The organism is Bacillus sp. FSL R5-0585 (assembly GCF_038004545.1).
Lineage (GTDB): Bacteria > Bacillota > Bacilli > Bacillales > Bacillaceae_G > Bacillus_A > Bacillus_A cereus.
In genome coordinates this window covers 81,063-93,153 of record NZ_JBBORJ010000002.1, presented here as the reverse complement: position 1 = coordinate 93,153, position 12,091 = coordinate 81,063, and the positions used below count along the sequence as shown (strand labels likewise).

Sequence of the window (12,091 nt, the reverse complement as noted above, 5' to 3'; positions counted from 1 at the left end):
GACAGGAGTGATCTAGTTTCATCTTTATTAAAAATGGTACTAATTTTATATAGAAAATGTACAAATTACTAAATTTATTAATTGTACATAACATATATGGTTAATTAAACTAAATTGGGAGGTTGATTTATGTTTCAACCTGGATTGTCCCCTTATCCTTTTCGATATAAACAAAATTATATTCAATATCCTTATGACTATTATCATGAATATATAAGGCAAACAGCTCCTGAAGTAACACAAATGATATATTTCATTAATCAAGAAAGACAAAAAGCTGGATTAAATCCTTTATCTATAAATAATCGCTTAACTCAAGTAACCCAATTAAAAGCAAATGACATGACTACTACCGGAAAATGTCAGCATTATAGCCCTACCTTAAATGGCGACGAATTTAAAATGTTACAAGACGCAGGTATTACGGGATTGAAATTTGGAGCGATTATTTATTGTGGGCAACCAGGAACTGCTGAAGCGGCAATAAACTGGTGGATGCATAGCACATCTGGGCACAGAGAAATCATTTTGACACCAGATTATAATTTTTTCGGTGTTGCGGCTAGCTTATCTCAAAATGGAACCCGTTCTTGGTCGGTAATTTTCCAAAAAGCACAGCAAGCTCCGTCGTCACCTCCCAACTTTCCGCAATGGGAGTTGATAGACAAAAACTCAGCATCGATTGATATCGTAGCGGATGGTAACAATCTATATCAACTACACAATAATGGCCGTATCTGGAAATATACGGGTACTCCGCTCACTGGCTGGCGGGAACTGGATAATAATTCAGCGACGGTAGCGGTTGTGGCGTCAGGAAACAACCTCTACCAGCTTCACAGAAATGGCCGTATCTGGAAATATACGGGCACCCCGCTCACTGGTTGGCAGGAACTAGATAGGAATTCAGCGACAAAAAAAATCGCGGCAGGAGGTAGCGACCTTTATCAGATTCATAAAAATGGGTTTATCTGGCGCTACACAGGTACTCCATTCACTGGCTGGCAGTTGATAGACAAAAACCCAGCATCGATTGATATTGTAGCGGATGGTAACAATCTATATCAACTACACAATAATGGCCGTATCTGGAAATATACGGGCACCCCGCTCACTGGTTGGCAGGAACTAGATAGGAATTCAGCGACAAAAAAAATCGCAGCAGGAGGTAGCGACCTTTATCAGATTCATAAAAATGGGTTTATCTGGCGCTACACAGGTACTCCATTCACTGGCTGGCAGTTGATAGACAAAAACCCAGCATCGATTGATATTGTAGCGGATGGTAACAATCTATATCAACTACACAATAATGGCCGTATCTGGAAATATACGGGTACTCCGCTCACTGGCTGGCGGGAACTGGATAATAATCCGTCAACGAAAAAAATCGCAGCGGGAGGTAACAATCTTTATCAGATTCATAAAAATGGGTTTATCTGGCGCTACACAGGGTAACCGAAGAGATACTGAACAACTTCTGTATCTCAACAAAAGTGAATATTGCTTTCCTAAATAATTTGATGTGACTAAAGTAAGACTTCACTTTATTGTATTTAAATGAGGTCACATGATAAAAGCAGATTGTTATGAACTGCAAGCTATCCAGATCTTTTTCGAGGGGTTTCTAGGAGTCTAATCAAGTATTTTTATAAAATCACAATCTGTATGTACAAACGAAGAATTCGTTTTGAAAAATCTTTTTCAAAACGAATTCTTTTTATTTATCGTAAAATTTGGCATTGTGAGGTATTTCTAATCAAACTTAATTCAAAATTAAACCATTTCTTTATGCTAAAATTTAATTGAGTTTGTGTAGAAGAAGAAAATGGATTACATAATAAGGGTTGGAGGAATGACATTGGAAATAGCCAAATTGAATTTGCCCATGGATAGTATGCATTTTTTACTTAATCATCAAATTAAAGAAAATGAATTCGAATGTCTCAATGTAGAATTTTACACCTATTCAAATGGTTTTCTTTTAGATGTAGTGGAATGGACAAAACAAAATGATTTTTCTTTATCGATATTGGATAAAGAATATGCAGAAGCGTTTTTAGCGAGTTTAGAGAAGTTTAAACCATACCTTGTTATTGGGAGTAATATGGATTCAGGTAATCTAATTACTATCTACCAGCCCACAGGGGAGATATATGAGCTAGAGCATGAAATTACAGAAAGAGTAGAAAGATATTTTGTTAATTCTTCTATAGAGAAAATGCATTCCTGCTTCAATTGCTTTAAAAAGTATTGGGTTCAGCTAATAGAGCAGGGGCACTACAAAGATTGTGATTTAATAAAGACTTTTCATGATTTGCAGAACAAATTAGTCGAGCTTGATAATAACATATTAATTAATGATGATAACTACAATAGACAATTTTGGAATTGTTTATATCACAGCAAGTTAAACTTCTTTTTAAAAAAATCAAACAAAATATAGGTTATTTCTAATGAGTGATACTTACGTGAAATAAAATTTATATGAAAGTAAAAACGAGTTTTTAATAAACAAAAGCAGATAATAGGAAATCTCCTTACTGGTTAAAACTTTCACTAAATAAAAAACAGTAAGGAGTGTTTTCTTAATCCCTCATTGCACCTGCTTCTCGGGAAGTCATTGCTCCTTGTCCTTCCCTTACATCATTTTGAATTTCTTGTTTCACTTTATTCGCATCAGTTTCTGCAAAATTTAGTTTCATAATAGAACCAGTTGTGTCTATATCTTTTTTATCCCGTTGCATACAAACCCTCCTGACTTTAACATTTGCCAATCTTATTATGTGCAGAAGTACACATGATATCCACCGAACAATCAAGCGCGTTTATGGATTAATACAGGCAGATATGAAGTTGGCCAAAAGGGGCTATTAAAAAAAACGGCTATTTGATATAAAAAGCTGATATTAGCAACTCAAAAGTATGTTCCAGGAGAAACAATATATATTCCTAAACCTAAAACCTCTCATCAAAGACGGGGTACTCGTTCTGGAACAAGAAAGCTGATCGATCACAGAAATGCTTCTATTAAACAGTAGAGCGATTAATCAAATAGCTGATGAATATCACCTCTCTATTGAAACGATCAAAAAATAGTCTACTCTAAATAAAATAGATGCACTGATGAAGTGATGCTCATTGTTCTTTCTTATGGCGAATTTGTTTCTTAGTTATTTCTTGCATTTTATATCCTTCACCAATCGTGTAGTGTTAAGGGAGATGACAGAAGAAGGGAAGGATGTACAAATGAGGATAGTAAAAAACGGAACATTGCAAGTACCTGGGGCGAGCATCTACTATGAGGTGCGTGGCTCAGGTCCAAATCTTCTTTTGATCCATGGTGGGGGTGGTGATGCCGACAAGTTCCATAATATCGCCGACCATCTTGCTAAATGGTATACCGTTGTTACTTACGATCGTCGTGGTCATTCCCGTAGCAACCTCGTCAATAAAACTGAGGATTATCATGTGCACACACATAGCGAAGACGCTCACCTGCTGCTAGCCAATCTAACCAATGAACCTACTTATGTATTCGGAAGTAGTTCTGGTGCTGTCATCGGACTTGATTTGTACGTACGCCATCCTGAGCAGGTACAGTTACTAATCCCACACGAGCCAGTTTTATTACAACTTTTACCTAAAAATGAGTTGAATCAGGCTATACATTTCATGGAAGACCTTAAGACAAATCATCAAAGTGAGGTCATAAAGTTATTGTCAAATATTGATGATAGCAATTCTGGACCATCGAAGGATATGCTAACAGAGCGACTACTCAGTAATTCGACTTATTTCACTAAGTATGAAATCCCGGGAATTCTCAGCTATACTTTAAATGTCGATGCATTAAAGACCCCATTAAAATCTACATCGATACAGGTACGTCCAGCCGGGGGAATTAATTCACGAGAATTTTTTCCTTACCATTGCGCAGACAACTTAGCAGAACACCTCGGAACAGAATTAGTAGAGTTTCCCGGACACCATGTGGGCTATAACACAGTGCATCATAAAGAGTTTGCTGAGAAGTTACACGACGTTCTTGAGAATTAATCATGAAACGTAGCAATGGGTAAGGCATGAACACAATAGCACGAATAGATATCGACAGCAGAATATGAACAAACTAAAAAGAAGCAGGTACCTCTCCATTTAAGGTATCTGCTTCTTTTTACATTGACTCTATAATCATTTGTCTTTCATACCACTTGTTTAGTTTTTCATTAACACTTTTTGAAATACGCTTCATTTTGTTATTACAGAATCTTGATAGCGTAGCAGGGGATAAACCTATTTCATCTGCTATCTCACGCATTGTTTTATTTTGATGCATATGCTGATACATAATTTTTTCTCGTATCACATCTTCTGATCCTTGAGGAGTTTGTTTTACTGTCTCTGCAATATAATGGTCCTCCTGCTTCTCTTGCATATCTATTGCTTTTTTCTTTACCATACTATCTATATTATTCATTAATTCTTTTGGTGGTAAGATAATGATTCCTAATTTGGAATAGTAATTCTTAAACCAATTACGTTCGCCTATCTTTGTTTCATCCAATTCCTCTGCATACGCCCAATGTGAAATTACATTTTCTTTTTCTAAATCATTTAAAATATTCTCTAATTGTTCACGAGTTCGAGTTGGGCGACCCTTTGTGGGTGTAATGCCCATTACAGATAGAAGACCTTTTTCTCCACCAATGGAGTATGGTCTTTTTAAAGTACTGTATTGTTGACGGATTCTCCACTGCCAGGATAAATAACGTATTAAACGTTTATGAAACTTGTGTCTATAGCTATTATACTCTAATGCTTTTTTCGATAATAAAGCCGTTGTGCTATTAGATCCATACAAATAGCCCGATAAGAAACTACCCGGTTTAATCTTACAGGATTCTATCCCCATATATTCATTAGTATTCTTATCTCTCCATAGCACTACAGAGTCCAGTACGAATAGTCTTTTGATTACTTCACGTTTTACTTCAAATTTTTCTCCAGTTTCAGCTTGATCGTTCAATACTACAACTTCATTATCATCATTCAAATAAATAAAGATGCTTGCTAACGCTGCAATACGTTGTGCTACCTTTATCTTATCTTCTGCCCGATAATACTCTACACCGTTTGCTGATGCTTTTGGCATATTACATAATTCCAATACATTCTCATAACTAAAATCTATGAATTCATCTGGTGATTTAGCTTGATTTAACCATTGTATTGTAATGGTATCTAAACAGTCTGCTGTAAGATCATCCATATTACTAATTACTCCATCAACCAATATAGACCATCTTTCCGCTTCATTTGTATTCACTAATCTCAAATCCTCATCCTTATGTGAAGATAGTTGTGCAACTCCGCTTGAATTTTTTGTTTCTAATGGCAGTACCGGTTTTGCCGCTGCTTCATCTTCTTCAAACTGATTTTTTGCTATTCCATCACGTAATTGATAGTACATTGCGTCATTTGATACAGGATAATATTCGTCCGGCATATCTGCTATATGCTCTTTTATATGACCATGTTCAGGATTTGAAATTTGAGTTGGTTCAGCTGCTTCAAGCTTTTCTCCAAACTCTTGTTCAATGATTTTATCTAATACATTTTGAATCTCAATTTTATATTTATCTAGATTTGCGTAAATGTGCAATAACGATATTCCTTGTTCTTGTTTCTGCCCCAGCCAAGAAACAAGTGTTGAGAAGGAAGGGGATATATTAGCTGAAGTTACTAATTTATCGTGATTCTCTTGAACTTCGTTGTAATATTTTTGCCATTTGGCCCATAACTGCTTATTTTCTTCATAGATTGGAGCAGCAAGTAGGAGGGCGTCACTGAACAATGCTATTACTTTCTCCATATTTAAGTACCTCCTAACAATGTTATTAACCAATATAATTTAAATCCTAACAATATGAAACGCCATAGCTATATGATGGCTACATAACCTTTAAGCTGAAATGTTATCTGAATAATCCACACAATTATTGGTTTTTACTCGTTTTATTGTGGATCATTTTAATTCTATTTACTTGTCTTTAATTATATAAAACTGCTTCTATTTGTAAAATCACTACTTTACAATACAATTTCAATTTTTAAAAGTAAATTAGTAAAATACACTGATTTTTTGCTTAACGACTAGAAACTTGTTACTTTAGGTCACAACTTAAATACGCCAGCTGCTTCTTACTTGAAACTTCATAGCCTTATCATGGCTACTACTTCTTATTTGAAACTATATAGCCTTATCATGGCTATTACTTCTTATTTGAAACTATAGCCTTATCATGGCTATTGACTCTTAATTGAAACTATATAGCTTTATCGTGGCTATTATTTCTTACTTGAAACTATATAGCTTTATCATGGCTATTACTTCTTATTTGAAACTATAGCCTTATCGTGGCTACTACTTCTTATTTAAAACTATGTAGCCTTATCATGGCTATTATAGGCTCTTATTTCAAACTCTATAGCCTTATCATGGCTATAAGCTCTTATTTCAAGTTTTATAGCCTTATTACGGCTATTACTTCTTACCTAAAACAGTATAGCTTTATCATGGCTATTACTTCTTATTTGAAACTATAGCCTTATTACGGCTATTACTTCTTACTTGAAATGCATCGCCTTATCGCGGCTACTACTTCTTACTTGAAACTGTATAGCTTTATCATGGCTATTACTTCTTACTTTTAATAATGAATAGCTATATGATGGCTACAATTTCGTAATTTATGAAACGTTATAGCTATATGATGGTTACAACTTTGAAAAAATGAAACGAGAATATCTTGAAAATCACTTGACTAAAAATTTTTTTATTCTATGTAAATTAGTAATAAACGTTGCTATAAAGCCATTTCATAAAATATGAAAGCAAACACGCTAAAATCATTATAGCTATATGATGGCTACAACTTTCATTTTGCAAATCCCAACAACCTATATGTACCAAGGGTTACAGCGGTTTTTAATAAAATATTACTTGTTTTAAAAACATGAAACGTTATAGCTATATGATGGCAGGAAACATGAAACGAACTGAAACGTTTATAGCGGTATGATGGCTACAACTTTCATTTTAAAAATCTCAACAACCTATATGTACCAAGGGTTACAGCGGTTTTTAATAAAATATAACTCGTTTTAAAAACATGAAACGTTATAGCTATATGATGGCTATAACTTTCAAACGAAATTGGATAAAAACCCTATGAAATCAATGGTTTTGAAGGATTTCTCCTACTACGTATTACGTTTCATATTCAAAAAACTTCATAGCCCTATGGTGGCAACAAACTTTTTTTCATGAAACGTCAAACCCCTTGTTACACAAGGGATAGAGGCACGTTTCATTTTTTTGTTTTTTCTCTTAAAGGGACAGATTTCACCAGTATTCGATTTGATATAATCAAAAATGATAATCTATATCTAATTGTGGGGAAAACTGCAACTTAATATATAAGGAGGTGAAAAAGATGGCAAAACCTTTCGTTATAAAGAACAAACGTAGTTTAAATGGTGAAACAACAACACCGGTAATTGTAACAATTAAATCATGGCAAAAGTTAGTAGAAGCTTTAGAAGGTAAGTATTACAGTTTTAAAGATACTTATTTAGAAGACATTGTGAATTCAATGTCCTATGAAGAGCGAATTGCAGATGAAGAGGGGTTTCTTGCAAAAGTAAAGCCATCTTTTTCACTGAAAATGAAAAAGATTGTAGATAAAGTAAGTGAATTTGATAAAAACGAAGGCAGAAAACATAAGCTATATGGAATTACAAATGCTGATTTAGAAGTATTTCTATTTCTTCATAAAAAATGTAATACATATGGTGAGCTTTCGCACGTATCGATCCACATGCTATGGGAAGATTATAAAAATTATAAAGAGGCATTTGCACATATTCACCACTCACAATTTTATGTGGCTTTAAAGAAGTTAAGTTTCCACAACATCATTACAATTGAAAATGAGTACAGTGGTAAATATAAAATCACTTTAACCGATTTCATGAACAAGAAAACAAATAAAGCAAATGCATATACATTTATCAGCCCAATAGTATTTACAAAAGAATTCTTTGAGTTATCTATTGCAGCTAAGAAGCTATTTATGGATGTAGCAATGCAGCAACAACGCGAAACAACTTTGAAACGTTCTTTATTTAAAGTTGATGAACAAGGAAACTCAACTCATTTTGGCGGTATGTATCGTTACCTACATAAAAAATACCCACATCAGATTCGTGCTGTACTTGAGGAATTGGAAACAAAATTGTCTGCTACTGGATCTCCTTTATTTAAAATTTGCAAGTTAGAAAAAGGAAAGAGAAATAAAAGGCAATATACTACGTTGCATTTATCTCTACATCCTGATTTCTTATGCGCGAAAGAAGAAGGAGCAGAATACCGTGATCCATTTACACCACGAGATACATATAAGCGTAAAGTTACATTCATAGAAAACTTATTAATTGAAATGAATATTGCTGAATTTACAAAAGATATGAACCAATTCATTAACGTTTTAAAATACTCTTGTCACCGTCAAATCCGTCAAGTAGTTCGTGGTTTACGAGAAATGATTGATCGACAAGAAGGTTATCCGAAAAAGCTTGTTTATACGCTAAGTAAATTATTAAAGCAATCTTCTCAATACCGTGTATTGGATACAGCTGCTAAAACTGGCATCTATCCTTTAATTACACACAATGTACCTAAATATGAACAAGAAGAGGCCATCTTTAAATTTGGTACTCATTTTGCTATTTACTCGTTACGCAATGTTCAAAAGCTATTCCGTAAAGCTCATGACCTGCTTCAAGCAAAATACGCCGTACCTGTTACTATAGATGCTTACCATCGTAATTACATGCAGTATCAAGAGGAATCACTGTTTAGAAAGTATGCTTATGAGCAAGGCGTAAACATTAACGCATATACAGCATTAGAAATTGAAATTCGCGAACTATTAAAGTCTAGTGGGCATAAAGGAAATCAAATCCCTAGTGATATTCGTGAACTGTTCATTGAAAAAATTGATAAATTGCCGAAGGAAAAGATTCGTGTAATTGAAGTCCCTGAAGATTTCGATTTAATTCAGTTTCTACAGTCCTTAGAAGCGTACTACCGTTCAACAAAAGAAGTGCCAAATACAGTTGATCAGCTGCTTCCAGCAATGTAATGATACAGCTCTCTATTTTTGAAAAAAACAAAAGTAGAGGGCTATTCGTGCTGGGAATAACGTTTCGAGTATGTCACTGCAAATAAAAAAGAGAGGCGTTTTCATATAAATTGAAAACTTCCTCTCTTTTTTTATGCAATTTCATACATTACAGTTCATTGAAAAACTGTTATTCACAATCTGGCTGAATCTGAAATCTGAATTTTTAATCCATTATATCGTTTGTATCTACAAAAAAACATAAACTTATTTTTAAATTCTGTTGATATCTTAATAAATTTAATCAAATGTGGAGAATTTATAGTTCAAAACACTGTTGTTATAAGCTTTAATCCTTATATCTACTTAAAATCAGAAATTCTATTGTTAGTTAAGTTGAAAAAGTGGATTCTGTTCTTAACTTAAAGTGTTTTGTTAATTAATTGTGTATAGAATTCTTTAAAATGTGGAGAATCTGTTAATAAGGCTTCTAAATTAGCACTTATTATTTATTCCATTTCGTGTATCAATTTAACGATGATTATATGTAGTTTTCATATTTCTACTTTTTGATTTTTTGTGGTTTTGAACCATAACTAAGTCATATAGATACATTACCAGTAATTACTGTTTGTGATTTTTTACGTATTAAACATTTATAAACCCCTGGTATATCAATGTTTAAGCACTATTTTTCTTTTGTATAAAAGTTTTATCTTTAATCTTTAAATATTTTAAAAGAGATATATTATATAAGGTTTTTATATTGTTTAATACTTACTATAGAGCAGCAATTTTGTGTAAAACCAATTTCATTCTTTAATGGAATTGGTTTTTTATGTACTTTAATATACAACACATTTAGTATAAAGGATTCTAAAAAAAATTTATATAAAACAAATTATTTTTTCATATTCTCTTAGATTTCCGAAAAAAGTAAATCATACTTAAAGTAGATAGTTGATTAGTGGAAATTACAATGAAACTTGTAATCTCCTAATCATTTAAAAAGAGAGGTGAAGACATGGTAAAAAAGAAATCCCAGAAAAACTCCGAAAAAAAGAAATTTACATTCTTTAAACAAGCAAAAAATAAAACAACCGAAATATTAGATATGCAACAAGAAAACTCAGAAGCACTTAAAGAAAAGAAGAAACGTAAAACAAGGGAGAAAGTTCCAGCAATAACAGGAAGAAAAGTAGGAAAGGTTACATTTTGGTTTGTAATGGGATTTGTGGTTGTGGGAAGCTCCCTTTCATTTATCCAACTTGCCGGTCCTCCTAGAGCAGTAGCTGTTCAGGAAAAGAAAGAGGAACAAGTAAAAATTAAAATGTCAGAAGCAGAATTAATTGCATATGCGAATAATTTTGCCGCTAATTATTTTAATTGGAAAGTTGATATGAATGTAGCTGAAGAACGAAGAAAGCGATTAGAGAAATTTCTAGTTGAAGGATCTGATGAGCAAGGTGGATTAAATAGAGATACTTTAAAAAACGCTTCTAGTACTTTAGTTAAATCGGAAGCAGTAGAGGTCCGACAAAAAGGAAATGAAGCAGAAGTTACTTTGAAAATCATTCAGAAACTAGAACCTGTAAATAATCCTGCACCTGGAACGACACAAGCTCCAGACACACCAAAGGAACCAAAAGAAGTTACAAGGTACTTCTCTATACCAATCTTAATGGAGAAAGGGAAGATGGTAGTCCCTAACAATCCTACAATCGTTCATGGAGAGAGAGAAAAGGCACCTTATAAAATAGCCACTTTCAAATCAGAAGGACGAGAAATTAATACAGATGCAGAAATTAAAAAAGTAGAACAATTTTTACAATCTGTATTTAAAGTGTATACAGAAGGAACACCAGAAGAAATAGCTTACTACTTTGAAAAAAGTAATATAACAAATGGATTAAAAGGTATTATGACATTTAGCAAATTAGAAAACCTACGAATTTACGAAGATAAGGATAAAGGATACAGAGTCTTAGTTGATGCTAAGTTAAAAGACAATGATAGCAACTTAGAGTACACATACTCATATGATTTAAATCTTGTAAATAAAGATAACAAGTTTTCAATTAGCTCTATGAAGAAATTTGAAAACACATTAGAGAAAGTGGAGGGTAAATAATTATGGAGCTTTTGGGATTAGATATGGTTGCTCAGCAATTACCTGCTATTACAGATGCAGCGGTTCTAGGGAACATTAATTTTGGGGTAAATATTAAAAACTGGTTAGTAGCTCAGTTAGGTCCAATCTTTTTAGTTTGTGCAATCATCGGTGTAATTGTTCTTCTTGTAAAACGACAAATGGCAGGGTTAATCGGTTGGTTGGTACTTTGTGCAATTGTTTCAGTATTTGTATTCTCACCAGACGTATTTAAAGACCTTGGAACAAAATTATATAACTTAGTTTTCAAATAATAACTAATGAAACTCATAAATTTTTAAGGAGTTGGTATAAGTGACTCAGAAACCGACTCGTAAGGAAGTAAGGACTTATAACTCTATTTGGGATATTCCAAAGAGTTTATATGGGATAAGGGACATAACACTCCCTTTCCCAGTACCTTACAGACAACTGGGAATCTTTGTTGGGACACTTTTAGTAATTATATTTCTAGATCAATTTTTACCCTTAGGAGAAAATGTCTTTTTTAAATATTTAATATTACCTGGTGGTATAGCGTACTTTTTTGGAAATGTAGAATTAGATGGAAAAAGCCCGCACAAATTCATATATCGATTCTTTGCATTCACATTTGAAAGAAAAAAATTGAGTCGTTATAAAGATACAACTGGTAATATTGGAAGCTATCAATATAAGACAGTAGTTCGATTTAAGGATGATTCAATTAAGAAAAAGTAATTAATTAATCTATACGGAAGAATTAGTTTAGTCT

9 protein-coding genes and 1 pseudogene are annotated in these 12,091 nt (G+C 33.3%); 8 read left to right on the top strand and 2 right to left on the bottom strand.

Annotation, left to right across the window (positions count from 1 at the left end):
- The first annotated feature begins 129 nt into the window (after positions 1–129).
- Together MKY38_RS26980 and MKY38_RS26975 are read left to right on the top strand one after the other, a co-directional pair.
- Complete coding sequence (locus tag MKY38_RS26980; RefSeq protein WP_341050556.1) at positions 130–1,458, top strand: CAP domain-containing protein; 1,329 nt, start codon at positions 130–132, stop codon at positions 1,456–1,458.
- Between the two features lie 397 nt (positions 1,459–1,855).
- On the top strand, positions 1,856–2,446 hold the full coding sequence (locus MKY38_RS26975) for an SUKH-4 family immunity protein (protein WP_341050800.1): 591 nt from the start codon (positions 1,856–1,858) through the stop codon (positions 2,444–2,446).
- 142 nt (positions 2,447–2,588) lie between these two features.
- On the opposite strand, the gene MKY38_RS26970 is transcribed toward MKY38_RS26975, so the two are convergent.
- A complete protein-coding gene (locus tag MKY38_RS26970) occupies positions 2,589–2,747 on the bottom strand; it encodes a hypothetical protein (protein WP_341050554.1) in 159 nt (52 codons plus the stop codon).
- A gap of 156 nt (positions 2,748–2,903) precedes the next feature.
- Here MKY38_RS26970 and MKY38_RS26965 point away from each other — a divergent pair.
- Together MKY38_RS26965 and MKY38_RS26960 are read left to right on the top strand one after the other, a co-directional pair.
- Positions 2,904–3,113: pseudogene (locus MKY38_RS26965) on the top strand (hypothetical protein).
- 136 nt (positions 3,114–3,249) lie between these two features.
- Positions 3,250–4,059: an alpha/beta fold hydrolase gene (locus MKY38_RS26960; RefSeq protein ID WP_341050797.1), complete on the top strand. Its 810-nt coding sequence runs from the start codon at positions 3,250–3,252 to the stop codon at positions 4,057–4,059.
- A gap of 118 nt (positions 4,060–4,177) precedes the next feature.
- On the opposite strand, the gene MKY38_RS26955 is transcribed toward MKY38_RS26960, so the two are convergent.
- The gene (locus MKY38_RS26955) at positions 4,178–5,875 is read right to left on the bottom strand and encodes a helix-turn-helix domain-containing protein (RefSeq protein WP_341050552.1); all 1,698 of its coding nucleotides are present in this window, start codon (positions 5,873–5,875) and stop codon (positions 4,178–4,180) included.
- Positions 5,876–7,499: 1,624 nt separating this feature from the next.
- Here MKY38_RS26955 and MKY38_RS26950 point away from each other — a divergent pair.
- The 4 genes from MKY38_RS26950 to MKY38_RS26935 all read left to right on the top strand — a co-directional run bounded on the left by MKY38_RS26950 (position 7,500) and on the right by MKY38_RS26935 (position 12,057).
- Positions 7,500–9,209: a hypothetical protein gene (locus MKY38_RS26950; RefSeq protein WP_341050549.1), complete on the top strand. Its 1,710-nt coding sequence runs from the start codon at positions 7,500–7,502 to the stop codon at positions 9,207–9,209.
- A 1,003-nt stretch (positions 9,210–10,212) separates the two neighbouring features.
- Positions 10,213–11,319, top strand: coding sequence for a conjugal transfer protein (locus MKY38_RS26945; protein WP_341050547.1), 1,107 nt, complete (start codon positions 10,213–10,215; stop codon positions 11,317–11,319).
- A 2-nt stretch (positions 11,320–11,321) separates the two neighbouring features.
- On the top strand, positions 11,322–11,612 hold the full coding sequence (locus MKY38_RS26940; protein WP_000421395.1) for a hypothetical protein: 291 nt from the start codon (positions 11,322–11,324) through the stop codon (positions 11,610–11,612).
- Positions 11,613–11,652: 40 nt separating this feature from the next.
- The gene (locus MKY38_RS26935) at positions 11,653–12,057 is read left to right on the top strand and encodes a TcpE family conjugal transfer membrane protein (RefSeq protein WP_000192357.1); all 405 of its coding nucleotides are present in this window, start codon (positions 11,653–11,655) and stop codon (positions 12,055–12,057) included.
- Positions 12,058–12,091: the final 34 nt, after the last annotated feature.

Bases quoted from the DNA above. Each gene is read 5' to 3' on its own strand.
- MKY38_RS26980 (WP_341050556.1), top strand. From the start codon at position 130: ATGTTTCAACCTGGATTGTCCCCTTATCCTTTTCGATATAAACAAAAT.
- MKY38_RS26975 (WP_341050800.1), top strand. From the start codon at position 1,856: ATGACATTGGAAATAGCCAAATTGAATTTGCCCATGGATAGTATGCAT.
- MKY38_RS26960 (WP_341050797.1), top strand. From the start codon at position 3,250: ATGAGGATAGTAAAAAACGGAACATTGCAAGTACCTGGGGCGAGCATC.
- MKY38_RS26945 (WP_341050547.1), top strand. From the start codon at position 10,213: ATGGTAAAAAAGAAATCCCAGAAAAACTCCGAAAAAAAGAAATTTACA.
- MKY38_RS26950 (WP_341050549.1), top strand. From the start codon at position 7,500: ATGGCAAAACCTTTCGTTATAAAGAACAAACGTAGTTTAAATGGTGAA.
- MKY38_RS26940 (WP_000421395.1), top strand. From the start codon at position 11,322: ATGGAGCTTTTGGGATTAGATATGGTTGCTCAGCAATTACCTGCTATT.
- MKY38_RS26955 (WP_341050552.1), bottom strand. From the start codon at position 5,875: ATGGAGAAAGTAATAGCATTGTTCAGTGACGCCCTCCTACTTGCTGCT.
- MKY38_RS26970 (WP_341050554.1), bottom strand. From the start codon at position 2,747: ATGCAACGGGATAAAAAAGATATAGACACAACTGGTTCTATTATGAAA.